Raw genomic sequence first — 24,218 nt, forward strand, 5'->3', positions numbered from 1 at the left:
CTATTAATTATTGTGTTGCTACTACTTGCTACACATTTTAGAGATATTAAAAACTCGGGGAATAAAAAATGACAACTCACTTTTTCGGACTCACAGATACTGGCAAAAGCCGGGGAAATAATGAAGATAGTTTTGTTGCTGAAGAGAAAGGTGACAATCAATTAGTTTTAGCAGCTGTTATTGATGGTGTTGGAGGTTACCATGGCGGAGAAGTAGCTGCTGCTATAACAAAAGATGTATTTGCCAAGCAAGCTGTAAAGCCACGGTCTGCCATAATCACCAATATGATAGCGACGTTTCGAGCGGCAAATAAGGCGATCTTAGACGGCAAAAGTTCAGAGCCTGAGCATGCAGAAATGGCTTGTGTAGCCACTTTGGTAGTTGCCGACATTGAAAATAATCAGTTTTATTATGCTCATGTAGGTGATACTAGACTATACCTGTATCGTGACGGTTCATTAGTGAAGATCTCAAAAGACCATTCCTTTGTAGGTTTCTTAGAAGACTCTGGGCGTTTAGATGAAAATGCAGCAATGACCCATCCCAAACGCAATGAAATAAACAAGGCAATTGGTTTTAGCGATCAGATTGATACAGATGAAAGTTATATTGAAACGGGCCAATCGCCTTTTTTACCGGGCGATCTGCTTTTATTGTGTAGCGACGGTTTAACAGATATGGTCGATCGAGACGGAATTGTGAGTATGCTCAGCCAAGGCGATTCGCTCGAAATTAAGGCTTCGAACCTGGTAAATCTTGCTAACGAAAATGGGGGCAGGGACAATATCACCGTCGTCCTGGTCCAAAACCCTAAAAAAGCAAAAGAAATTACCCCTGCTAAATACGATTCCATTGTTACACCCGATCCTTTACCAGTAGAAAGGCCTATTGCTGAGTCTATTGAGCATAGCCCAAAACCTTCTCGTACTAAACATTGGTATGGTTTTACTGCCCTTATTATCCTTTGTCTGATCTTACTGGCTTCTACCATTTTACTCTATCATAATAATCAACAGAATTCCTCCGGCGACGTTGCCCACATTGACACTATAAAACCTCAGCGAAATAGTCAGGAGCAGCTGTTGCAGGATGCTTTTAACCATACTAAAGGCGACACCTTGGTGTTATCTGATAGTATCTTCAAAAGTCCCATCCTCATTTCTGATACGTTGCACATTAACCGGGACTCGTTGTTCATTATAGCTAAGGGGATGATACTTCAGGCAGATACCAATTATAGTGGCGCAGCAATAGTGATAAATGGACAGCATAAAGTTATTGGTTTTGATAGCTTAAATTTCAACGGATTTGCAACGGCGATTTCCTTAAGTAATACAAGGGTGTTATTGAAAGGAGTAAGCTTCATAAACTGTAAAATTCCCGTTCAAAATAACTATTCCTTTGCAAACCAAGTTCCCGTTACGGTACAAATACCATTTACAACAACCCTTCCTAATCGTCCCAAAAACCTTAACTAATGATGAGTAGGAACACTGAACGGATATTTTTATTGACGATTTCGATTGTCCTCTTCCTTTTCTTTTACAGACTTTATACTGTAATCCAGACCAGGTTTGCTGAAGTTGAACGGCGGTTGCAAGACGGTACAATGGTAAACATGAATGCTGAAAATCCTGCTGCGCAGCTTAGTAAGCTATTAAAGAAGGGCTATTATTTTGAAGATCCGAGGGATATCGAACTCATAAAAACTACTGTTGCGAAAGCGCTAAAAAGCAATGCTGCGTTAGACAATGTAGGGGAGCTGAACAAAAGAAACTACTATGTGCTTGCACTGGATGCAGAAAGAAAAGGAGGTAAGTCCTTTAAAGCAAGAGTGGCGGCATCTAAGGCAATGCTCGGCTATACAGGCGAAGATTCGCTAAAGTTTGAGCAAGAACGAACCCAGCCGCCTGCGTACAGCGCAACTGTTGAGCTAGGTTTGGGTGATTATGCAATGAACGGAATCATTTATGTCAAAGAAAATCCGCAACAAGGGGTGCTTGTGAGATTGGAGATGATCGTACCTCAAGACAGTTTATATTCGGAAGAGCTCGCCGAAGATAGAGTACGCTTAACCGAAAAATCTTTAAGCTTTAAAAAAGTGTTCATCAAAGATACCTTGGGGAAAAAAAAACTCGAACAGCTTACAGCCTATGCTCGCACAGATGCCAATGGGAGGTTTAGTTTTACACAGCTTCCAAATAAAAAGGTTTTTAAGGTATTACCGCTTAAGCCTGGCTTTCAATTCGGGACTTCAAAAGGTGTTCAAAGCTTGGAAAGCGACCAATCTTTTGTGTTTTATCAAAATCCCCATACAATCAGGCTCTTTTCTACGCGAGACTTCAATATCCTGAAAAAAGAGAAATCAATGATCGTTCGTACCCCAGGAACATTTAATTATTCGTTTTTAGTAATATGCGGTTGCTTTATCGGGTCTTTTTTATTGATCCACCTCATCTTGTCCTGGAAGTTTAAAGAGGTAGATCAAATGATCCTACCTGTAATCATGTTGCTTACTGGTATTTCATTCCTTACATTGTTAAGCTTGCAAGACCCCTTGCGCGATCGCTTCTTAGCAAAAGACTCAATCATCTATCTCTTAATAGGATTGGGAGGTATGTTGCTTGTCTTAACCCTTCAAATGCGGCGTTTTAATACAGACCATTGGATTTATCGACTGATTCTTTTCAAGAACCTGCGTTCGGCAGCAAACGGCTGGCCGTGGATTGTTTTAGCGATTGGTCTGCTTTCGCTAACGGTGCTTTTTGGGACTGGTCCGGAAGGAAGCGGGGTAAAGGTAAATCTCTTTGGCTTTCAACCGAGTGAAGTAGTTAAATACCTGGTGATTTTTTTCCTCGCTGGATTTTTTGCCGTCAATGAAAAATTGATTAGTGAATATACCAGCTGGAATAAAAGATGGTCATTCTTCTATATCGCACTAATAGCTATTTTGCTCACGCTGATGCTGTTCCTTATTTTGGGTGATCTTGGTCCAGCTATGGTTGTTTGTTTTACCTTTATTACCCTGTTCTCCTTTTCTAGGGGCGACTTCGGCTTTATGGCAGCTGCCGTGATACTCTTTGTTTTGGTGTCCTGGTTTTTAGATAATGTTTGGCTTGCCGTAGGTGTCACAATATTGTTAGTAAGTTTGTTAATGTTGTTTCAGCGTAAACAGTTAAGTGAATCGGCAATTATGGTGCTAGTCATAATGGCAGGTTTTCTAACAATAGATCAAATTCCGTATTTAGATAAAGTGTTCCCAGGACCTGTGCAACGTCTGGGCGATCGAAAGGCCATTTGGCAAGATGCCTGGAACAATGAGGTGTTTGGCGGCGACCAAGTAGCGAATGGTTTATGGGCAATGTCTACAGGCGGTGTTGCTGGACAAGGTGTTGGGGAAGGTTTTTCGAAAACTATTCCGGAACCGCATACCGACATGATTTTGCCCGCTATAGGAGAAGAATTTGGTTTAACGGCAATGTTGGCAATTTTCTTAATGTTCCTACTATATCTTCATCGATCTATCATTATCGGTCGAAGAACGGGTTCTCCATTTTTATTTTATTTATGCGCTGGAATTGGAATTTCAACCTTTGTGCAATTTTTACTCATTGCGGGTGGCTCTACAGGTGCATTGCCCTTATCCGGTGTTTCTTTACCCTTCCAAAGTTACGGAGGTTCATCCTTGGTATTGAACTGTGTAGCTGCCGGATTTATGTTGGCTGCTTCTCGAGTTCGAGGAACGGCTTTACAGATGGACTATATGGCTAAACAGCAGGATAAAAACCTTGTTCCAGCATTAACTGCAGCCTGTTTAGGTGTGGTATTATTAGGCATAAATGTTGGCAGCTATGTTGTCAATAATCAAAAATGGGTAGTTAACCCATCCTTAGTTGCCGATCGCGGAGGAGCTAGGATGTTCAGTTATAATCCGCGGATTGCGATATTGATGAACAGACTCGGTGCAGGTTCTATGCACGACAGGAATGGAGTACTGTTAGCCACCAGCAATGCCGATAGTGTAAAAGCACAAAGATTTAAGTTAATAGGAGCAGGCATCGACTCTTTTAATCTGGACTCAGCAGTGCATCAAAGATTAGATCGATTTTATCCGTTTGAAGAACAAATGTTTTTTTGGGTGGGCGATGCAAACTCAGGGGTATTTAACGGAAGTGTAAACGGGTATTTCGCGGAATATGAACATGCCGCCGAACTAAGGGGGTTTGAACTCCCAACTAAAACTTATCATGTTAAAGCAAGCAGCTATCGAGAAAATAAGTTTTTAGCACGGGGAGTGAAAGAAATGACAGTTGTAAAACGTGATTATAGCGCTTTGGCACCTTTGTTATTAGCGGGAATAACAAGCAATAAGGTCGAAGATTTTAAATTGAAAAATAGAGATGTACAGTTGACCATGGACGCTGGCCTTCAAACAAAAATTCAAAAATCGATGGCCTTGGATACTTCTTTAAATGATAATCGCGTTTCTGTAGTAGTGATGGAATCAAGTTCTGGAGATGTATTAGCATCTGCGGTTTATCCGCTGCCACCTATTCGAGATTGGGAGAAGTTAACCATGACCTATACTGAACAAAACCAGTTATCATCATGGATGACGACTTCCGACTTGGGATTTACCCATTTCACTCAGCCGGGATCAACAGCGAAGTTGGCTACTGCGATTGCCTCCTTCAATAAGTTAGGTTTAGCTGCTGCTGATAGGAAATTTAATGTGGCTTCCTGGGAAAGGATCAGAACCAAAGGTATCGAGCCAGACGAAACCGGGGTGATTAATTTGGAAAGAGCCGTTTCCAAATCAAACAACGTATACTTTATTAAGCTGGCTAACGAAGAACAGTTACAAGAACAAATGGGCGATGTATATCTTAAAACCGGAATGTTTTTACACGGTGTTGGCGGTTATTATTATACGAAACCCAGCGAAGATCATAAACAGGTAGAAAAATGGAAGGAACTTTGGCGCAGAACCGAATTTAACACAAAGCCTAAATACAACCCCAACAATATCAGAAAAACCCGGGCAAAAGGTATTTCTGGAATGTCTTGGGGACAAGGAGAATTAATTGCAAGTCCTGCAGCGGTAGCCAGAATGGTGATGGGAATTGCTAATCATGGTGAGATAATCACCAATCGTTTTATGCTAAAGGCCGGAGATCATGTTCAAGCCGTTAAATCTGGCACTAAATTAACAAACGACCCTCAATACGCTGAATTAATGAGAAAGTATATGATTAAGCAAAGTGAATTAAAAACCGGAATATTAGGAATTGCTGTAGCTGGAAAAACGGGTACGCCAGAAAGGATATGGAAGAAAGAACAGATAAACGATGGTTGGTATGTCTTTTTTGCTCCAAAACCAAACGGAAATGGAAATGTGGTTGTTTGTATACGTATCGAGGTCACAAAGGGCTCTTCTGATGCAGTTCGTCTCGCAGGAAGACATGTTATACCTTTCTTACTTAAAGGAGGTTATATTAAAAGTATAACGCCTCCAGCACGTGTAATTGCGCCAAAGCCCATAGACAGTTTAGTGGAACAAAACCAAATACAATAGTATAGCATATGATATTTAACCTATTTAAAAGTGGAAATGAAGAAAAACCTACCGATGTTAAAGGCATTAGGCATGGCCTACTCCAGTTTATTAAGCAAGAACTCCAAAAGGCAGAAGGCGGAGAAGGCGCTCATATTAAAGGTTTAAGTATTTATTTGAATTGCGACCCGGCACAAAGACACGTGTATGAAGCTGCAGTATATTTGGATGATCAGGAAAAGCTGCAACAGGAAATTCAAAAAATCAGCGATGACTATGCTTTAGACTTACCGCCAAATTGGACATTGAGCATCAGTTTTGAAGAACCTTTTCCGGAAGAGTCTATCGCTTTCGAGGAGCTTAATGCAGCTTTGTTTGTTAAGACTAGTAAACATTATATTAAGCAGCAGATAAAAGCTTATATAAAAGCCCTAAGCGGCGAAACACACCAGCCTTTTTATGAGTTAGACTCTGAATGTGGCAAGTACAATATTGGCCGTGATGAGAAAGCGCAGTCAGACGAAGGCTATTTCCGTACCAATCACATTGCTTTCCCATCATCAAGTAGCAATGAGAGCAATAAATATATCAGTCGTCAGCATGCCCACCTGGAATACAATCCCGATACGTTACAGTTTTTAATCTTCGCTGATGAAGGAGGTGTTCCTCCCCGTAACAAAGTTAAGGTACTTTCGGCCAAGACAGAGGAAGTAATTAAACTGCATTCTACGCACATTGGACATGAACTATCAGCAGGAGATCAAATCATTTTAGGCGAATCAGTTGTTTTAGAATTTAGTTACAAACCATATGAGTAAAGTATTTACTATTGCGGAAGGATTAGAGAATTTAGGGGCACTCAGAACGGGTGGCCAGGGTTCGGTGTATAAAGGAAAACGCATAGGCACCATCTATTCGGCTATTAAATTGATACCTACTCCAATTCATACCGAAGACAATAGTGATAAAAATTACGTGAACTTCATTAATGAAGTTACCAAACTGCAAAAAGTAAATGAAAATCCAAGCCCCAACGTTGTAAAAATCCTGAGCTGGGGGATTACTGACAGCGGTTCATTTCCCTATATAGAAATGGAATTTATTGAAGGGCCAGAGCTAAGCGGGCTACTCGAGCCGCCACACCCAAAAGCGTTTAGTGTGAAAGAATTAGTGAGAGTGGCAGATCAGTTAGCTGGTGCAATTGCTCATTGTCACCGAGTAGGCGTAAAACACGGCGATATTAAGAGTAATAACGTAAAATATAACATTCATACCGGAAACTTTGTATTGCTCGATTTTGGCTTAGCCATTATGAGCGAGGAACAGCGTAGAACCAGTATTCGTCATGCGGGAGCTATAGAATTTATGGCACCGGAGCAACATGAAGGCAAAATGCTGTTGCAGAGTGATATTTACAGTTTTGGTATTATTTTATATGAACTATTAGCTGGCCAGGTGCCCTTTCCATTAACAGACAATGGTGATACCAGTAGAAATAGGGTAATGGTTAACCATTTAGAGGGCAAAATTCCAGACCCAATGCAGTTGCGAAAACAAAACTTGGTTAGTTCGCTGTCTGGTAAAGAAGATGTATGGAGAGAAATGCAAGTCCCAAGCTGGTTGTTAGCTGTATTAGATAAGTGTCTAAAAAAGGATCCAAGCGAGCGGTATGCCAACGGAATGGAACTTTTAGAAGCAATTACTTCAGGAATGTTGATTACTAGCCACGAGAACCCATTACCGGGCAATATTCCAGCGCCGCTCCCTATAGCTAATAAAACTGGGACTGTACAAATTACACGAGGCACACTAACGGCATGGGTAGCCATTATCTGCCTGTTGGTAGCTCTGCTTACTTATGCTGCGCTGGATAAAAATGAACGCGTTGTTTATTATGCAACCACGCCAGACGTTAAGCCTTTTGCAGCTCCCTATGTAACCCCAAGTGATGAATACCTTAAACAACTCAAAAGAGCTGAGGAAATACGCATTTGGACACAGCAACAAAAGGTGCTAAATGCGCAGCGTGCCGCTGCCGCGGCTGAAAAATCCAAAACAGAAGAAGTTCAGAAGAAAAAGAAAAGAAAAAAATTCTTAGGTATATTTTAGGAAACAGGCGAGTCATTTATTAACCCAAGTCAAGAAATATGTTTAAAAGTTATAGTTGCTTTGCAATCAGACTTTTAAAACACATAATTCATGAAACAAATAGGTACGATCATTTTCTTTTTATTTTTCTCATTTACCGCTGCCTTCTCCCAAAACCTTAATCAAACCGTAAGGGGAGTAATAACAGATCAAGACAGTAAGCAGCCAATAGAGGGCGCCACAGTAGTCATAGCTGATAGCAATCCGCTAAAGGTTATACTAACCCGCAAAGACGGAAGTTTTAGATTCGACAATATGCCCATCGGAAGAATAACCATACACGTGTCTAACGTGGGATACGAAAAACTGATACTTCCTAATATTGTTGTTAATTCGGGCAAGGAAACTGTATTGAATATCAATATGCAAGAAGCTGTTGCTCAATTGGACGGAATCGTATTAACTTTCGATAAAAACAAAGGTCAGCCCCTAAATGATATGACCTTGGTAAGTGGTCGCTCCATTTCTCCAGAACAAACGAATAGATATGCGGGGGGCTTCAATGATCCTTCGAGGATCTTGTCCAATTTTGCCGGGGTTACCAGTTCCCAGGACGGCAGCAATGATATTATTGTGCGAGGCAACTCCCCTAAATATATTCAATGGCGGTTAGAGGGAATGCAAATTACTAATCCCAATCATTTCTCTGATCAAAGCGCAGTAGGGGGTTCTATTAGTGTCTTAAATAACAACTTGCTAGCAACTTCAGACTTTTACACTGGTGCCTTCTCAGCAGAATATGGAGATGTATTGTCTGGTGTGTATGACGTTAAACTAAGACAAGGAAATAACGAAAAATTCGAATCAATATTTGGTCTAGGTGTATTAGGTACAGAACTCACCCTCGAAGGGCCATTTAAGAAAGGTTATAAAGGTTCCTTTTTAGTAAATTATCGCTATTCTACAGTTTCATTACTCAGCAACCTCGGTCTCGCGGGGGGCATAGATGGGACATTAAATTTTCAAGATGCTGCTTTTAAAGTTGTATTGCCAACTAAGAAGGCTGGACAGTTTTCTTTTTTTGGTATAGCAGGCTTTAGTAATTTTCTATTTGAAGATGTTTCCCCAGCCCTGTGGCAAACGCCTGGAAGAAGGTTCCTGCCTAACAAAATTGGTGAAAACTATCAAAAAGGTTCTCAGCTGGCTAATTTGGGTATGAATCATATTTTAACGATTAATAAAAACAGCCATATTCATACTGGGCTTTCCTTCTCCCTGGAAGGCGTTGATGATGATGTTTTTGAGAATTTTAAAGTCGACACGGTGACACGCAATCAACTAAATTTTAACGGTAGATTGCTTAGATCCACATATAGGGGCGAAATTACTTATAACAACAAACTTAGTTCGAAGCTTAAATTACAGGTCGGAAGTAAATATGCTTTACTAGATTATAAATTTAATCAAAGTATGTTAACGGACAGTACAAACGTAAGAGCTACTTTAGTTAATTTTAACGAAAACATAAGTACAATTAGAAATTTCATTAATTTTAGATATAGATTTAATGAGAAACTGACTACGGTATTTGGTGTACAAAACATGAACGTTTTGCTGAACAATAAGCATACAATCGAACCCCGGCTTTCATTAAATTGGGAGTTAAGTAAAACTAGTGTATTAAGTGCAGGGTACGGCAAGCACAGTACGATGGAGAGCATTCATCATTACTATAGCCAAATTAAATTATCAGACGGAAGCAGTATAGAACCCAATAAAGACCTTGATTTATTGAAGGCGCACCATTTCGTGCTGGGATACGAGAAGCGTTTCAGTAAGTACATGATGATTAAACTAGAAACGTATTATCAGGATCTTTATAACTTGCCCGTAGCAAATGATGAAGGAAATATATTCGCGACTATTAATGAAGGATTGGATTTTCAATACCTAGACTTGGTAAACAAAGGAAGCGGCAAAAATTATGGAGTAGAATTAACGGTTGAGCGCTTCTTTAACAAAAACTTCTATTACCTTGTGAATGCTTCAGTATATAATTCGACTTACAAGGCCTTAGATGGCATTGAGCGTAATACTAGGTTCAATGGAAACTACCTGGTAAATGTTTTATTCGGTAAAGATTTCCCAAAACTTGGTAAAGCTCAAAATAAGACGATTAGCTTCAACAGCAGAGCGTTTTTTGGAGGAGGTAAAAAGACAATTCCCCTGTTAAGAGGGGCAGATGGAAATTTGGCTGTTGATCCTGCTAGTAAAAGATTTTATGATTATGGTAAGGCGTATAAAAATGATATTCAAGATATATATCAACTTACGATGTCGCTTAGTTATAAGATCAATAAACCAAAGGCAACTCACGAAATTTTTCTAAATATAGAGAATATTACAAATAATAGGGCCAGGCTTTCAGAGTTTTACGATCCTGGAGAACCTGGTTCTGTTGGTTATATGAAACAGGGAGGTGTTTTCCCGAATTTGATGTATAGGGTTTATTTTTAAGTAATTTATGGATATGATGAACGCCGCAATAAGGGATAATTATTGTACTCCCGATATGCTAAGAATTGTCAGGGTCTCTTTGCCATGGCCGGGCGACGATGAAATCTTAGTGAAAGTAAAGGCCACTACCGTAAACCGTACAGACTGTGGTGTTCTCACGGGAAAACCCTGGGCAATACGGTTGTTTATTGGCTTGTTTAAGCCTATGCGTCCGGTAACTGGAACCGATTTTTCGGGAATAGTAGTAGCCAAAGGTAAACACGTAACTCAATTTGAAATTTGCGACCACGTTTATGGCTTTTTTGATGAGGGCTTAAGTTCGCATGCTGAATATGTAGCCGTGTCGACAAAGAAAGCAGTACTTAAAAAGCCCGAAAATGTGACCTTCGAACAAGCAGCTGCCAGTCTGGAAGGTGGACATTATGCTTTTTATTTCTTAAAAAATTTAAAGTTGAATGCTGGGGATCGAGTTCTTGTAAATGGGGGAACCGGGGCAATTGGTAACGCAGCTCTACAATTTTTAAAACATCTTAATGTTCGTGTAACTGTAACCTGTGAAACTGCTTTTGTTGAGCTGCTGAAATCACAAGGGGCAGAAAGAGTGATAGATTATCAGAAAGAAGATTTTACTACAATTAAGGAAGAGTTCGATTATGTTTTTGATGCAGTTGGGAAAAGCAGTTTTAAAGCATGCAAACCATTGCTAAAATCAAAAGGAATTTACCTCTCGTCTGAGCTAGGAAAGAATTGGCAAAACCCTTTCCTGGCTTTATTATCACCTTTTATGGGGGATAAAAAGGTGAAATTTCCATTGCCATACTCCGCCAAACACAGCATGAAGCATATTAATGAACTTCTTTTATATGGTGAGTTTATCCCTTTGATAGATCGAAAATATAGACTAGAGGATATCGAAAAAGCTTACTATTATGTACTAAGCGGGCAAAAAAAAGGAAACGTAGTAATTACGGTCAATTAACTTATTTAAAATAATGTATTTATATCAAAATTATCTTAAATTTAAGAGATGAATTTTGATAATACAAAAGATCTTGACCAAGAGGTTTTAGAGATCAAGAAGTCTCTAATAAGCTCAGACTATAACACGCAAGAAGAAAAAGACTTTTTTGCAGATAAAATTATTGTTAAAAAGGTAAAAAAAGGCGAATTGCTTCTAAAGGAAGGGCAGTTTATCAGAAACTCTTACCATTTGTTCAAAGGATGCATCAGGGAGTATTATCTCAAAGACGGCGAGGAAAAAACGGTAAGTTTTTATACTGCCGGTGATAGCCTTTCTTATGATGTAAATAAAGTCAATCAGGTTCCGAGTGCTGTAAGCTGGGAGTGTGTGAGTGAATGTATTATTTCCATTTACCCCTACGAAGTTGAAATGGAGGTTTATAGAAGGTTCCCGAGATTGGAGTCAATGTGCAGGATAGAAACGGAAAGGCAATACTATAATTACAAAACAGAGGTGAACAACTACCTTTCGTCAAGTCCAAACGAGCGTTACGAGAATTTGATGAAGACAAAACCTGAGATTTTTCAATTCGTTCCACTCTATCATATTGCTAGCTACGTTGGGGTAAAGCCTGAATCTTTAAGTAGAATACGGAACCGCTTACGTACTTCTTCAACTAACAAGCACAGTTAGTCAGCTTTAATTGTTTCAACAAGATTCATTTTCGCCGCTCTAAATGCCTGAAAGTATACCGTTACTAGCGCTATGAAAAAAGCTAAAAATCCAGACACTAAAAAGAACCAAAGCTTTAAATCAGTTCTATAAGCAAAGGAATTTAACCAGTTTTTACTCAACAAATATCCAAGTGGCAAGGCAACTATCAAGGCAATTAGTACAGGCTTCGTAAAATCCTTCAACAACATGTAAATTACATTATTGTCAGAAGCTCCTAAAATTTTCCTGATCCCAATTTCTTTGAATCTTCTTTCAGCAGTGAAACTGGCCATCCCAAACAAACCTAACCCAGAAATTAAAATAGCCAGTAGTGCAAAATATCTTGATAATACCGCAACTCTACTTTCTGCGATATATTGAGCCTGGTAATCATGTTTAAGAAATTTATAATCGAAAGTATAAGCTGGATTATGTCTGGTGTGGAAATCTTCAAGAGCTTCCAAAACTGACTTTATATTTCCGGCTTTTATTTTTACCATTACTCTGTTGGTATGCTTTGGTTTGTATCTCATAAACAATGGCCCGACTTTGCGATGAAACGACTCGAAATGGAAATCTTTTACCACACCAATTATTTGCATTTCGTTGCCCCATAACTTAAATATTTTTCCAATAGGATTTTTTAGACCCATTGCTTTAATACCTGCTTCATTAATGATTATTTTGGAGGTATCGGAAATAAATTGACTTGAAAAACTTCGCCCAGCCGACATTTCCATACCCATAGTTTCTATTAAGTCAACATTTACATCTGCCCTTTGAAATTTGATCACTTCTTTATGATTTCTTCCTTCCCAATCAAACTCCCCAAGCGTAAAGCTCAAATCGCCCAGTAATTCTCGATCAATGCTAGATACGTTTGCAACACCATCTATTTTTTTTACCTCATCGATCACAAAGTTGATCTTATTTTTTAAGGCACCATTTGTTTCAAAATACACCACATTTTCCCTGTTATATCCTGGATTCGATTGCTGAACGAATTCAATTTGTTTGTAAACGATTAATACAGATATGATTAGGATTGCTGAGAAGGCAAATTGAAATACCACTAATCCTTGTCTGGTAAACATCGCCATTGCCGTAAGCTGAAGTCTTCCCTTTAATGCAGCAACAGGTTTAAGACCTGAAAGGTATAAGGCAGGGTAACTACCAGAAAGCAGACCGGTAAAAATAGTCATACTTGCTAAGCTGATAAAAAATATGCCATTGAATTCCAAATTCAAATGCTTTCCTGTTATCTGATTAAATTGTGGAAGCAACAATTCTACCAACAAAAGCGAAATAAATACAGCCATCAGGGTGAGAAGCATTGATTCGGAAAGGTATTGTAAGATTAATGACCCCCTTGGTGCCCCCAATACTTTTTTCACTCCAACTTCTTTAGATCTTCTGGATGCTTTTGCCGTAGAGAGGTTCATAAAGTTAATACAGGCAATAATCAGGATAAATACCGCAATGAGTGAAAAGAGTCTTACATAAACTATTCTACCACCACTAACTTTGCCATTTTCAAATTTGTTATACAAATAACTTTCTGCGAATGGTCTGGCAAATAAGGTATAATTCATTACACCCTTTTCGCTTAAATAATTTTCTATTTTAGAGTTGAATACGGAAAGCTGTACGTCTTTTTTTAAAACCACATACGTATTTGGTCCGTAGTTTGTCCACTTTCGATAACCAGAATTTCCATCAGGTCCCAGCAGCACGTCATAAGAAACTAAAAAGTCTACTTTCTCCGAGGTGTTTGTACCCATATCCCTAAAAACACCAGATATTGTTGCATGATTTTCGGCCTGCATTTCGGTATTACTCCACACCATTTCTTTACCAACAATATCGATGCTATTGAATAGTTTTTTTGCGATAGTTTCTGAAATAACAACAGTCTTTGTGCCTCTCAGCACATCATTTTTGTTCCCTACCAAGAGAGGAAAGGAGAATACCTTGAAAAAATCGGCGCTCGCAAACTTTCCCGCAGCTTTAATTGCCGGCTTATGGTTTGCAGAAACCTTACTTTGGCCCAACCAAAAACTTGGTGAAGTTGCAACTGCGATTTCAACTTCCGGGATTTCTTTTGCCATAGTTTCAGCTAAAATCCCAGGTGTACCCTCAACCGTTTGTATTCCATCCGTGAGATGCTCATTTTGTGCAATCTGATAAATGCTATCGTCATGAAAGCGATCAATCCCCATTTCATCGTTTACCCATAGGTAAATTAATAAAGTACAGGTCAAACCAGCGCTAAGACCGATTAAATTGATAAGAAATCCGCCTTTGTTTTTTTTGAAATTGCGGTAAATAAGCAGTAAGTGATGTTTGAACATAATCCAGCTGTTTTTTAGGAATTATTCAAATCGTATGCCATGGAAAAAAAACTCAATTATAACCAGAAATAGCTGTTTTGTAATATCATACTGTTCATTTTTGAACAATACATGTTCGCTACTGCACAAGCGGATGTGAATTTTTCCTACCTGGTTTTACAGGTATATTTTAGACGCTAAAACCAAGTTTAATCTTATACCTATATATTCGGCCGTTTACTTCTTGTTCCAGTTTTAAAACTTCATTTGTTTTCTTGCTAATCCAAAATACTTCCTTATTTCCCTTTTCCTCGTGAACTAATAACCAACAATCAATTTTTTGGTCATTATAACCCGTTAATACCGAAGAACCTGTTACAGTATAAGCAACTTTTTGGTAGTTTGATGCTGTGCCTGGGTCGTAAAATGGAATTACGAATGTTAGCCCGTCTTTATAAGGGAGCATTGGGAATATTTCTAAGTCCGAATGCCAATTTAGAAAGAATTTGTCTTTTGAGGATTGATATCCTTCCCAAATGGACTTTGCTTGTCGCCCAGAAGTTGTGTCGCTTAAGAATTTTCCATTATATTCTACTGTTTTATTAGTAAAATCAACAGTAGTAAGGTTAACCGTTTTGGCTGTACTTGTTCTAGATACCGGAATTTTCCACCACGTTTGGTGAAAAAACGTTTGCATGGTTTTGATATCAGAAATCGTTTTAACAATATGCATAATGCTGTCCTTATCTTCCCATTCCTGATATATTTCAATCGTCGGTTTCCCGTTAAAGTTACCCTTCGTAACTTTTCTTGTCCAAAATTGTGTTTGTGTCCTAACCGAATCTTTTTTCATTTTAAAATATACGAGGTATCTATGTGTACCTTCACGAAGTGCATTCGGGTTGATGTTCTCTGTGCTTATTTGCAGTGTATCTCTTTTTTGTGCTTTGAGCGAAACGACAGCCAAACTAAGGCCAATAAATAGAAGTGTTTTTTTTATCATGGTTCTATGGTTTATTTAGGTTTAAATCCATTTGACTATTTTAAATAAAATTTGTTACCATAATGTCTCCAGCACTAAATTATTAATTGTGTTCACAATAACTTTAGGTTGGTCTTGGTTAATGTAATGACCACTATTGGCTACCAAAATTTGCCTACTATTTGTAGAAAGTAATAAAAAGTCCTTTTGCATCTTTTTCCATGCAGCTAACATTTCCTTTTTTAAGTTCTTATCTTTTATAAAACTATCATACCGTTTTTCATCTGTAGCAGTTAGTACATGAAGTGGAATGGTGCCAAAAGATTTAATTTTTGAAGCTTCTTTTTTGATAGAAATCATCTGATCTTGCTCTTCAAATATTGCATTAACACTTTTAAAAAGTAAGGCTGGTATGATGGTATTATGATATTCAAAATCCTTATTATTAGGAAACATATTTTTGAACATCAATCTAGCAATTCCAAAATTATTAGCGAATTTTAAAAGACCACTCGGCAATCCTTGATTTGTCATGGTGTGCAATTCAGGAGATAAATATTTTTCATCATCAGGACATTGACTATCTACAAATATTACACCTGCTATATCTTTTGGATATTTGTTAACAAAAAAACGGGTAAGTGTTCCTCCAAATGAATGGGCTACAATAATGTACGGTTTTGGAGCATTAACATTTTCTAACAAAAGATATAAATCTTTAGCAATTTCCTCACCTGATTTTACCTTTTCACCTCTGTCGCTCCATAAAATCCCTGCTCTATCATACGAAATGCTAGTGTAAGTTGTAGGTAATTTTTGTTGGATATTATACCACTGAAGATGGCCGGACGGATCAAATGCAGTTTCGAATATTACTGTGGGTCCACCATTTCCTTTTTTATAATAATGAAGACGATGGTTTCCAACCTTTACAAAATCTCCGTTTGGTTTAATTTTTTCAGCAGCATTTCTTGCTCTTCTTTCAAAGAAGAATCCGACAATAAGTAAGAGTGCTACTAAGGCTATTAGGCCAAAACCAAATCTCTTGAGCCATTTAAGGAAAGTTTTCATATTTTTTATGGTGAGGATCTGATAACCCTATGTCATTTGCATCAAAGCTAGCCGCTCAGACATTCCTGTAATATGCGAAAATCACTTTTTATATAGCATAAAAAGCATAATAAGTACTTAGCGTAGGGGTGGATTGTGATTTGGTTGTCTCACTCTAAAACGATAAAAAAATGATCAAAAAATTAAGAAACTATTCGCTTGTATTTACCCTCGTCTTTCTGTTGGCAGCATGTACGAAGGAGCAATCTATTAATGAACCAGGTAATCTTGTTCCAAAAACAGTAGATCAGGATATGTCACTTCCTGCTATTTCAATAAACGGCACACAAATGCATGCCGAGGCATTTGGACCTCCTGATAGTGCGCTATTAATCATACTGCATGGAGGACCCGGTAGTGATTACCGCTATTTACTTAACTGTAAATCATTTGCAAATCAAGGCTTTAGAGTTATTTTTTACGACCAACGTGGTTCCGGTCTCTCTAAAAGACATCCTAGAAATTCCTATTCAGTGCAGTTAATGAGTGATGATTTATCAGCTGTGATTGCTCATTATCGGACGTCTCTTAATCAAAAGGTTTTTTTGCTTGGGCACTCTTGGGGCGCAATCCTTGCATCTATTTACATCAATCAATATCCAACAACAATCAGTGGTATAGTGCTCGCGGAGCCGGGGGGAATTATTTGGCAAGATATCGAAGATTATATCAAACGTTCAAGAACAATTAAATTTTCCAGTGAGTTATCAAATGATTTATTATATGCCGATCAATTCCTCACGGGCAAAGATACGGAACATGCTATTTTAGATTATAGGTATTCCTTATTGCAAATTGTGGAAGGTAATAAACAGAGTCCGACAGGGGATGGAGCTTCATTAGCTAGTTGGAGACCTGGAGCGATTGTAAATAAGGCTTTAATTGATATTGGAGAAAAGGAAAGGCCGGACTGGACTAAAAATCTGAATCAATACAAAACTAAAGTGTTATTTGTTTATAGTGAAAACAACAAAGCCTATGGATTGTCACATGCCCAAAAGGTTTCTTCAGCTTTTCCTAAGGTACAACTTTTAAAAATAAATGGAGCTGGACATAATATGATCTCTTTTCCAACAGGATGGAATAATTTTTACCCACCAACGCTAAACTATTTAAATTCTTTAAAATAAATTTCATGTTAAAAAAAATAATATTAGGGGGGTTGTTAATCCTCAACATAACCGGTTATGGACAAACCATCAACTGGAATAGGCTAGAGAGAACAGATAGACATATGCTAAGCATAAATGCTGGGCTAGATTATGGGCTAACTGGTGGATTGGCCTATGGATATAAATTAAAGACAGAAACTCCGGTAGTTCTTACTGCCGAGTATTCAACGCCTTTTGGTGAAGTTTTAATTGATGATTATAAGTCAAAAATAGGAGTTATGCTAAGATTTGCAGAATTTGGAGATTTTTCCTTTTCGGCGAAACTGCAGGGGCTTTTCAGAAGATACGAAAGCGAGTATGTACGCATGTCCAATTTTGGGACCGAGATCTCTGTTACTAGTGGATATTACAAAAAGAATTGGTATATCGCAGCAGAAGCTGGATTTGATAAAGCTATCATAACACATTTTAAACATGCTGAAATCTATAGAGAAAATTTCCCATTGGTTAAGGATGGATGGTACGAGCCCTCAAGCGGTGGTAATTTTAATTATGGGTTACAAGCAGGGTTTTCAGTTGATAAAAGTGATATCACTTTAAGGATCGGCTGGGTAATTACGCAGGACTTTAAAACTGTCCCAAACCTACCTTTTTATGCTCAACTTGGATACGCTATAAAGCTTAGAAACAAGAATTAAAACAAGTATTTTATGAGGTAAATTGAATATACGTTATAGAAATATCGTTTTTCATTTCTTAACCCAAGTCAAGCAATATAAGGTACAAATCAACCTACTTTTGGATTAATGTTTTTCCAACTTTATAACAACTATTAATTATTTGAAAAATGAAAAAAATCGGTATTTACGCTATTTTATTATCGCTCGCAACTTTTTTTAGTTCATGTGGCATTGGCACCGCCATTGTTTCAAACCACAATCAGAACGCAACAGAAGTACACTTAAGTGCCAACAACTTCAAAGTAGTTGATCAGGTAAGTGGAAGTTCAGAAACCTCTTATGTATTGGGTATTGGAGGTACCAAACAAAGGCAATTATACGAAAATGCTTATTCAGTAATGATGAAAAAAGCGAACTTGCTGAATGGCTCTAAAGCCATAATCAACGTGATGACTGAAGAACATGTTGGTGGTTTTGCACCATTCTTTGTCAAAAGAACGATAACTGTGAGTGCCCAAGTAATTGAATTTACGAGGTAGGGGTAAAGAGAGGTTAATTTCGAATCCGGTCCTTACCTATTGAAATCAATCTCCTCATATAGGCGTCTTGACAATTGATACATAGGAAAAAGCATGCATAGTGATCCTAAAGTCATCCAGTTCTCTATTCCTGGAAACGTTAGGATTAAACTATTGCCTAGTATAAAAAGTGCTGATGTCCATTTTGAATTCACCCTGTTTCTATAAAGAGATATTCCCAAAAGAATATTACCTACAAATAATAGCAGGCACAAGACAAATGATAACTGAATGATACCGGTCATAGATACACTTCCTAAAGGAGCAGAGAGATATGCCCCAAGTACGCCTATAAAATATACGCTTCCGATAATTGATAAAATCGCTCCAATGAAAGAAGTCCATGGAGCTATCTTGTAGGTAAAATTGGTGATTGTTATTGTACTGGCAATATACAATGGCATTGAGGCATAGAGGAAATAATGAGGAAGCAGGAAATACCTGAATATCAGAGCGGGATCCGAAGTTGGACTTAGATAAAACGCCCTGTTTTTAGCTTGATGAAAAAGATTTAGATCGAATAAGGAAGATAAACTATCATGAGAAATTCCCCAGCCTACAGCTGATAGTAAGGGAGCTGCCAGCAGTGAGAAACATGATAATAACTTTATAAAGTTTTTAGCTTTCTTTAAAGCATTTTGTTGCCTAGTATCCATTTGCAAATTAATTAGTTTGCAAGATGGATACTAGTTTTCAATATTGAACATGATTAAGATCAGTAAATTAGGGCTTGGCTCTGACTCTGCTTAAGGTTTCTGGAGCAATTTTTAGATAGGAGGCGATCATTTTAACAGGAAATGACGTAACCAAATTTGGTTTGGATTTTTTAATAAAATCATATCTTTCCACAGGATTTAGCGAGTTATCAAAGATGTGCGTTCTTTGGAATGCAGGGTTCAAGATTTTGGCGAACTGCAAAAAAGACTGCTGCAGTCCGCATAACTCGTGAAATTTCTCTAAAGTCAGCTCTAAGACCTCTGCCTTGCAGTATGCCTTGATTGTTGTACTTGATGGTGACTGGTCAATTAAACTTTGCTGATTAAAAACCCATTCATTATGGAGATGCAGATCAATTACTACTTCTGAGATTTCCTCCTGCTTAAACTGATAAATAGAGCCCTTAAGTAGATAAAAGAAAGCTTTGCAAACCTCACCTTCCTGCAAAAGAGTTTCATTTTTTTGCAAAACCCGATATTTTACATGTCGCTCAAATTCCTCCACTTCCCATGAGGTGAAGGTCCCAACTTTCTCTAAAATCTCTCGTGTGTTCGTCATACTAGGTCCTAGCCAGAAGTTATGATTTTAATAAATGTGAAAATACTTCAAGCCAAATATAATGCGAATTTGATTATGACGCAATTTCGCCAGCTTTCCTACGCTTAATTTCAGCTAAGTAATGTCAATGATTTGAATTTCATGATTTAGATCAAGTGATGCAGTGTCATGTGTTCGATATCTTTGGAAGACAATACTAACAAAACAAATTTTATTATGAAATATCATCCGCTTTCAATCCGTCCATTCCTTGGAGCAGAAGATTTTGAACTTTCTCGTAATTTTTATCGGTACATAGGTTTTCAAGAGGTACTTCTGGGAGCGCACTTGTCCTTGTTTAAAGTCGGAGAGTTTGGTTTCTATCTCCAGCATGCCTATGTAAAAGATTGGATAGAAAATACAATGGTTTTTATGGAAGTTGAAAATCTGGATCAACTTTTTGAGGACTATTCATTGTTGGACCTGCAGAAAAAATACAAAAAGGTGAGGTTAATTCCAATACGAACACAGCCTTGGGGAAGAGCGTTTTTTTTGCATGATCCTTCGGGTATTCTATGGCATTTTGGAGTTTTTAACAAGCAATAGCAGCATATTCTCCATCCATTTCCCTCCAACACGATATTGATAAGAACCAAATGGTTACTAGAAGCTTAATTAAGTACTTAAATCCCCAAATAATAATGAATATTAAAAAATCTCTACTATTAATTTTACTCGCATTTTCGATGTCTTTAAAGGCACAGAAGTTCGATACTCTTGAAATCAACTCTTCCAATGTAAATGCGAACGCCTTACGTGAAGGATCACATCGTTACTTGGTCTATTTCAAAATGAAAAAGGATTCTGTTAGGACTGAGACCCAGTTCTGGACAAGAACGATCAAAAGATCAAATTATAATGGAAAGCCAGTTCTGGAGATCAACCAGGAGTGGGAAGATAAAGACAGTATCCTACATATTGTAAAGTCTGTTTCTGATGCAAAGACGCTTCAGCCTTTATATCATAGCACGTGGTGGAAGATAAATGGCAGGACAGGTCCATTAAAGAAAGTAAGTGTTACCACCGTGGATTTTGTAAAAAATACCGTTGAACATAATGGAAAATTGCTGACTGCTTCAGAAGCGGAACCACAGTCAAAAGCAATTTACCGCGGATATCAGTCTGCACTTGGCAAATATTTTTTGAATTGGCATACCGACCTTGAGATATTTCCCGTACTGCCGTTCAAGCAGGGCTTATTTTTCACAATCCCATTTTACGATCCGGGTACCACCTATGGTTATGAAAAGGTCGTATACCAGGTAACTGGTTCTGCATTCTTGAAAGGTTATAATGATCAAAATATAGACTGTTGGCTGTTGGAGCATCAATCAAAAGGAAATAAGGAAGTATTCTGGATTAGCAAAAAGACACGAGAAGTTCTCAAACTTGAGCAGGAAGTAAGTGGGCAATTTTATCGTTACAAAATTAAGTTAGGTTTTCTCCCTTAAAGAACTACCATATTGCGAAATCTACTTATTGACAATTTCATACTTTCGATAAATTTATATTGAATAAAAATATAAATTTATTGTTTATCAATATATATTTACTATGTTTGTGTTATTAAACATTAACATTTTAAATTATGTCAAAAACAAACAACTTCGTATTTTGGGGCTTATACATTGTGGCATGGCTTATTTTTGTCGGTTTGTCCATTGAAGCAGGAGGCCTGATAGTAAATTTCTTTTTCAGTCTGTATAATCCTGAATTTGTCCAAAACCTTTATCAAAAGTTGGACTTAACCAAAATGTATAACGACAGTAGGTTAGCTTTCTTCGGTATCTATAGTTTTATTCTAATCATTGCAATTTTGAAAGCTTGTCTATTTTACATAGTTATCAGATTAATGCACAAAATGGATTTATCAAAACCGTTCAGCCCTTTTGTTGCGAGGCAAATTTCACAAATTAGTTATTACACTCTTTCAATTGGATTGTTAAGTTATATTGGTAGGCAGTTAGCACGGAGTTTAGTGCATTATGGTTTTGTTACCGACAGCTTAAATACGTTTTGGGCAGATAGTCAGGCATTTATTTTGATGGGGGCTGTAATTTATATTATTGCAGTGATTTTCCAAAAAGGAGTAGAGATTCAAAACGAAAACGATTTAACTGTTTAAACTATGCCAATTATTGTAAACTTAGATGTAATGATGGCAAAGCGTAAAATGTCGCTTAATGAGCTGTCGGAAAAGGTAGAAATAACGCTTGCTAATCTTTCAAATTTAAAAACAGGAAAAGCGAAAGCGATACGTTTCACTACATTAGAAGCTATTTGTAAGGCACTTGATTGCCAACCAGCTGATATTCTAGCGTACGTGGAGGAAACGTATCAATAATTTAGCTGATGAATTAGATAACAAGGAAAGAAGGTTGTATATCGATCCCTTTAATATAGAAATCCAAACAGCCACAATGGGATTTTATTGCCAAAACCGTGTTCAAGGTCGTCTGCAACTATATAGGCGTGATCATGTCCCTGTATTTGCTTGCCCGACTTATTTTTGCCACCTATCTCCATCAGATATTTTCCGTTCACCATAAAATCCCCGACCTTTGGATAGGTTATTATCGCTCCAGAATTTTGGACTTGTGAGAGGAAAAATGTTTCCCTTACATTGCCAGTGTCTGGTTTTCCTTCTGCCAAAGCAGCAATCAGACTAGTATTGTGCAAATAGATCTTTTCAGGCTTGTTCATTAGGCTTGTTCCATGCGAGGCCGAACGCAAATTATTTATCAGCTGTGCTTGTTCTAGTATATGCAACATTTCCAGCAAACGGATCCTGGAGGTGTCTACCTGTTCTGCTAATTTGGTGATATTTGGTGTAAAAGGAACGGAAGTAGAAATGACATACAAAAGCTTTTTGAGTTTAGCTAGCGTAGCAACCTCGATAGCCTTCGCTTCAGGCAAATCGTAATCGATAATTACGTTGATCAACTGGTTGATGCGCATAAAATAGTCTGATTCACCCTCTATAAAAAAAGGATATGCGCCATAATTGAAATAATCGTTAAGTGACTTTAATGGTGAGATGATGATTTTCTGCAGATCCAATGCAATTTCACCATGGCTACTCAATATGTCATCAAAATTATAGATCGGAAGCTCCACTGAATGCTTTAGAGAAATATATTCCCTAAGCGACAATTCTGGCAAATGGTAATTTAGCAAACGCCTGCTTAGATCCACCCTTGATTGCTGTAAAGCCAGGATAGAAGATCCAGAAATAACCAATTTCATGTCTGGCAAAAAATCATATATATTTTTTACTGCTGTCTGCCAATCGTCGTATTTATGAACTTCGTCCAAAAAGAGATGCCTCCCACCAAGTCCATAAAAACGCTCTGCAACTTCTACTAGATTATTTTTCCTAAAGTATAAGTCATCTAACGAGGTATATAACGTCTGATCTAATGGTAAATGAGTCTGAATGTATTGGAGCATTATAGTGGATTTACCCGTTCCACGGGCACCTTCTATGCAAATACCCCTTGCATTCCAGTTAATCTTGTAACTAAGTCCTCTCCTAAACTCAGTACGATTAGTGCCGATTAAGCGTCTAAATTTGTTTATTAATGCCTCCATTGTTTCGTCAAAGGTACGAAATTAATACAAAAACGTATCGCATATGATACATTAAATAAGTGATTTATCGAATAACTTCCAGCTATACTTTTATTTGGAGTATTTTCTAATGTTCTTTTTAAATAAACTCTGTAATTTTCTACTAGATTTAATTTTGCTCGGAAACCAAACAGCTCGTTCAGTAATAGAGGCGAGTTCTAAATTTGTAAAGGAAGTACCTTTGTAAAACTGGTCTGCAGATATTGTGTATCGCATTAATTTAGCTTTTTCATTAACGATGTTCCAATAAAATAAATGCGGTTTAAACCTATCGCTGTTTCCGAAGGTAAATTCGAATCCGTAAAATTCATCTAAGCGATTAAGAGCTGTTTTCCATACTAATTTTTCAAAAGCAGGAACTTTTTCTCCCCATTCTTTTTTCTCTGTTATATAAGAAACAATCAGCGTGTCTTCTTTTATTTTAATTTCAGGATAATGAAATTTATAATACAAATTATCAACCACAGCGATTTTTTCTGAATTCTCGTGATGAACAAATTTAATATCATGAGGGAAATTTTTTAGTAAAAGGGTTTTAATGGCCGTAAAAGCATGTTGCTTATTGTTTTGAGCATAAATTTTATAGGAAAATATAAACATTATAAACAATGCTACAACAGGTAACCTATAGTTTGTTTTTACTATCAT

The 24,218-nt window shown here is 37.6% G+C and carries 21 protein-coding genes; 14 read left to right on the forward strand and 7 right to left on the reverse strand.

Features of this window, described 5'->3' with window-relative positions; genetic code table 11:
• The first annotated feature begins 68 nt into the window (after window positions 1-68).
• From BM207_RS09205 to BM207_RS09235, 7 genes are all read left to right on the forward strand, one after another.
• Window positions 69-1,478: a PP2C family protein-serine/threonine phosphatase gene (locus BM207_RS09205; protein ID WP_090993272.1), complete on the forward strand. Its 1,410-nt coding sequence runs from the start codon at window positions 69-71 to the stop codon at window positions 1,476-1,478.
• Complete coding sequence (locus tag BM207_RS09210; RefSeq protein WP_090993273.1) at window positions 1,478-5,575, forward strand: FtsW/RodA/SpoVE family cell cycle protein; 4,098 nt, start codon at window positions 1,478-1,480, stop codon at window positions 5,573-5,575. Before BM207_RS09205 ends, BM207_RS09210 begins: the two co-directional genes overlap by 1 nt.
• An 8-nt stretch (window positions 5,576-5,583) precedes the next feature.
• A complete protein-coding gene (locus BM207_RS09215) occupies window positions 5,584-6,372 on the forward strand; it encodes an FHA domain-containing protein (protein ID WP_245768066.1) in 789 nt (262 codons plus the stop codon).
• The gene (locus BM207_RS09220) at window positions 6,365-7,663 is read left to right on the forward strand and encodes a serine/threonine protein kinase (RefSeq protein WP_090993274.1); all 1,299 of its coding nucleotides are present in this window, start codon (window positions 6,365-6,367) and stop codon (window positions 7,661-7,663) included. Before BM207_RS09215 ends, BM207_RS09220 begins: the two co-directional genes overlap by 8 nt.
• A gap of 90 nt (window positions 7,664-7,753) precedes the next feature.
• Complete coding sequence (locus tag BM207_RS09225) at window positions 7,754-10,159, forward strand: TonB-dependent receptor (protein WP_090993275.1); 2,406 nt, start codon at window positions 7,754-7,756, stop codon at window positions 10,157-10,159.
• Window positions 10,160-10,172: 13 nt separating this feature from the next.
• The gene (locus tag BM207_RS09230) at window positions 10,173-11,138 is read left to right on the forward strand and encodes an NAD(P)-dependent alcohol dehydrogenase (RefSeq protein ID WP_218155038.1); all 966 of its coding nucleotides are present in this window, start codon (window positions 10,173-10,175) and stop codon (window positions 11,136-11,138) included.
• Window positions 11,139-11,186: 48 nt separating this feature from the next.
• Window positions 11,187-11,813 (forward strand): Crp/Fnr family transcriptional regulator, encoded by a 627-nt coding sequence (locus tag BM207_RS09235; protein WP_090993276.1) that lies wholly within the window; start codon window positions 11,187-11,189, stop codon window positions 11,811-11,813.
• Here BM207_RS09235 and BM207_RS09240 read toward each other — a convergent pair.
• From BM207_RS09240 to BM207_RS09250, 3 genes are all read right to left on the reverse strand, one after another.
• Window positions 11,810-14,185 carry an FtsX-like permease family protein gene (locus BM207_RS09240; RefSeq protein WP_090993277.1) on the reverse strand — a complete coding sequence of 792 codons (2,376 nt, stop codon included), beginning with the start codon at window positions 14,183-14,185 and terminating at the stop codon, window positions 11,810-11,812. The two genes, BM207_RS09235 and BM207_RS09240, sit on opposite strands and share 4 nt — an antisense overlap.
• 169 nt (window positions 14,186-14,354) lie before the next feature.
• Window positions 14,355-15,167, reverse strand: coding sequence for a DUF3108 domain-containing protein (locus BM207_RS09245; RefSeq protein WP_090993278.1), 813 nt, complete (start codon window positions 15,165-15,167; stop codon window positions 14,355-14,357).
• Between the two features lie 54 nt (window positions 15,168-15,221).
• The gene (locus BM207_RS09250; protein WP_090993279.1) at window positions 15,222-16,217 is read right to left on the reverse strand and encodes an alpha/beta fold hydrolase; all 996 of its coding nucleotides are present in this window, start codon (window positions 16,215-16,217) and stop codon (window positions 15,222-15,224) included.
• 170 nt (window positions 16,218-16,387) lie between these two features.
• Here BM207_RS09250 and BM207_RS09255 point away from each other — a divergent pair, with 170 nt between their 5' ends.
• The 3 genes from BM207_RS09255 (at window position 16,388) to BM207_RS09265 (ending at window position 18,587) form a co-directional block, all read left to right on the forward strand.
• Window positions 16,388-17,386, forward strand: a complete 999-nt coding sequence (locus BM207_RS09255; protein WP_090993280.1) for an alpha/beta fold hydrolase — start codon at window positions 16,388-16,390, stop codon at window positions 17,384-17,386.
• Between the two features lie 5 nt (window positions 17,387-17,391).
• The gene (locus tag BM207_RS09260) at window positions 17,392-18,066 is read left to right on the forward strand and encodes a hypothetical protein (protein ID WP_090993281.1); all 675 of its coding nucleotides are present in this window, start codon (window positions 17,392-17,394) and stop codon (window positions 18,064-18,066) included.
• A gap of 149 nt (window positions 18,067-18,215) precedes the next feature.
• Entirely contained in the window at window positions 18,216-18,587 is a 372-nt protein-coding gene (locus tag BM207_RS09265) for a DUF6567 family protein (RefSeq protein ID WP_090993282.1), read from the forward strand.
• 32 nt (window positions 18,588-18,619) lie between these two features.
• Here BM207_RS09265 and BM207_RS09270 read toward each other — a convergent pair whose 3' ends face one another.
• Window positions 18,620-19,282, reverse strand: a complete 663-nt coding sequence (locus BM207_RS09270; RefSeq protein ID WP_090993283.1) for a hypothetical protein — start codon at window positions 19,280-19,282, stop codon at window positions 18,620-18,622.
• A gap of 67 nt (window positions 19,283-19,349) precedes the next feature.
• Window positions 19,350-19,901: a Crp/Fnr family transcriptional regulator gene (locus tag BM207_RS09275; RefSeq protein ID WP_090993284.1), complete on the reverse strand. Its 552-nt coding sequence runs from the start codon at window positions 19,899-19,901 to the stop codon at window positions 19,350-19,352.
• Window positions 19,902-20,117: 216 nt separating this feature from the next.
• Between BM207_RS09275 and BM207_RS09280 the strand changes: the two genes are divergently transcribed.
• The 4 genes from BM207_RS09280 (at window position 20,118) to BM207_RS09295 (ending at window position 22,284) form a co-directional block, all read left to right on the forward strand.
• Window positions 20,118-20,486, forward strand: a complete 369-nt coding sequence (locus BM207_RS09280; RefSeq protein WP_090993352.1) for a VOC family protein — start codon at window positions 20,118-20,120, stop codon at window positions 20,484-20,486.
• Window positions 20,487-20,581: 95 nt separating this feature from the next.
• The gene (locus tag BM207_RS09285; RefSeq protein ID WP_143095940.1) at window positions 20,582-21,391 is read left to right on the forward strand and encodes a DUF3108 domain-containing protein; all 810 of its coding nucleotides are present in this window, start codon (window positions 20,582-20,584) and stop codon (window positions 21,389-21,391) included.
• A gap of 137 nt (window positions 21,392-21,528) precedes the next feature.
• On the forward strand, window positions 21,529-22,065 hold the full coding sequence (locus tag BM207_RS09290) for a DUF2975 domain-containing protein (RefSeq protein ID WP_090993286.1): 537 nt from the start codon (window positions 21,529-21,531) through the stop codon (window positions 22,063-22,065).
• A 3-nt stretch (window positions 22,066-22,068) separates the two neighbouring features.
• Window positions 22,069-22,284, forward strand: coding sequence for a helix-turn-helix domain-containing protein (locus tag BM207_RS09295; protein ID WP_090993287.1), 216 nt, complete (start codon window positions 22,069-22,071; stop codon window positions 22,282-22,284).
• A gap of 50 nt (window positions 22,285-22,334) precedes the next feature.
• Here BM207_RS09295 and BM207_RS09300 read toward each other — a convergent pair whose 3' ends face one another.
• Complete coding sequence (locus tag BM207_RS09300; RefSeq protein WP_090993288.1) at window positions 22,335-23,531, reverse strand: ATP-binding protein; 1,197 nt, start codon at window positions 23,529-23,531, stop codon at window positions 22,335-22,337.
• A 90-nt stretch (window positions 23,532-23,621) separates the two neighbouring features.
• Window positions 23,622-24,218, reverse strand: a complete 597-nt coding sequence (locus BM207_RS09305) for a hypothetical protein (RefSeq protein WP_090993289.1) — start codon at window positions 24,216-24,218, stop codon at window positions 23,622-23,624.

Source organism: Pedobacter insulae (assembly GCF_900113525.1).
GTDB lineage: Bacteria > Bacteroidota > Bacteroidia > Sphingobacteriales > Sphingobacteriaceae > Pedobacter > Pedobacter insulae.

Excerpts from the sequence above, each read along its gene's own strand:
- BM207_RS09205 (WP_090993272.1), top strand. The coding sequence starts at position 69 with ATGACAACTCACTTTTTCGGACTCACAGATACTGGCAAAAGCCGGGGA.
- BM207_RS09210 (WP_090993273.1), top strand. The coding sequence starts at position 1,478 with ATGATGAGTAGGAACACTGAACGGATATTTTTATTGACGATTTCGATT.
- BM207_RS09215 (WP_245768066.1), top strand. The coding sequence starts at position 5,584 with ATGATATTTAACCTATTTAAAAGTGGAAATGAAGAAAAACCTACCGAT.
- BM207_RS09220 (WP_090993274.1), top strand. The coding sequence starts at position 6,365 with ATGAGTAAAGTATTTACTATTGCGGAAGGATTAGAGAATTTAGGGGCA.
- BM207_RS09225 (WP_090993275.1), top strand. The coding sequence starts at position 7,754 with ATGAAACAAATAGGTACGATCATTTTCTTTTTATTTTTCTCATTTACC.
- BM207_RS09230 (WP_218155038.1), top strand. The coding sequence starts at position 10,173 with ATGATGAACGCCGCAATAAGGGATAATTATTGTACTCCCGATATGCTA.
- BM207_RS09235 (WP_090993276.1), top strand. The coding sequence starts at position 11,187 with ATGAATTTTGATAATACAAAAGATCTTGACCAAGAGGTTTTAGAGATC.
- BM207_RS09240 (WP_090993277.1), bottom strand. The coding sequence starts at position 14,185 with ATGTTCAAACATCACTTACTGCTTATTTACCGCAATTTCAAAAAAAAC.
- BM207_RS09245 (WP_090993278.1), bottom strand. The coding sequence starts at position 15,167 with ATGATAAAAAAAACACTTCTATTTATTGGCCTTAGTTTGGCTGTCGTT.
- BM207_RS09250 (WP_090993279.1), bottom strand. The coding sequence starts at position 16,217 with ATGAAAACTTTCCTTAAATGGCTCAAGAGATTTGGTTTTGGCCTAATA.
- BM207_RS09255 (WP_090993280.1), top strand. The coding sequence starts at position 16,388 with ATGATCAAAAAATTAAGAAACTATTCGCTTGTATTTACCCTCGTCTTT.
- BM207_RS09260 (WP_090993281.1), top strand. The coding sequence starts at position 17,392 with ATGTTAAAAAAAATAATATTAGGGGGGTTGTTAATCCTCAACATAACC.
- BM207_RS09265 (WP_090993282.1), top strand. The coding sequence starts at position 18,216 with ATGAAAAAAATCGGTATTTACGCTATTTTATTATCGCTCGCAACTTTT.
- BM207_RS09270 (WP_090993283.1), bottom strand. The coding sequence starts at position 19,282 with ATGGATACTAGGCAACAAAATGCTTTAAAGAAAGCTAAAAACTTTATA.
- BM207_RS09275 (WP_090993284.1), bottom strand. The coding sequence starts at position 19,901 with ATGACGAACACACGAGAGATTTTAGAGAAAGTTGGGACCTTCACCTCA.
- BM207_RS09280 (WP_090993352.1), top strand. The coding sequence starts at position 20,118 with ATGAAATATCATCCGCTTTCAATCCGTCCATTCCTTGGAGCAGAAGAT.
- BM207_RS09285 (WP_143095940.1), top strand. The coding sequence starts at position 20,582 with ATGAATATTAAAAAATCTCTACTATTAATTTTACTCGCATTTTCGATG.
- BM207_RS09290 (WP_090993286.1), top strand. The coding sequence starts at position 21,529 with ATGTCAAAAACAAACAACTTCGTATTTTGGGGCTTATACATTGTGGCA.
- BM207_RS09295 (WP_090993287.1), top strand. The coding sequence starts at position 22,069 with ATGCCAATTATTGTAAACTTAGATGTAATGATGGCAAAGCGTAAAATG.
- BM207_RS09300 (WP_090993288.1), bottom strand. The coding sequence starts at position 23,531 with ATGGAGGCATTAATAAACAAATTTAGACGCTTAATCGGCACTAATCGT.
- BM207_RS09305 (WP_090993289.1), bottom strand. The coding sequence starts at position 24,218 with ATGATAGTAAAAACAAACTATAGGTTACCTGTTGTAGCATTGTTTATA.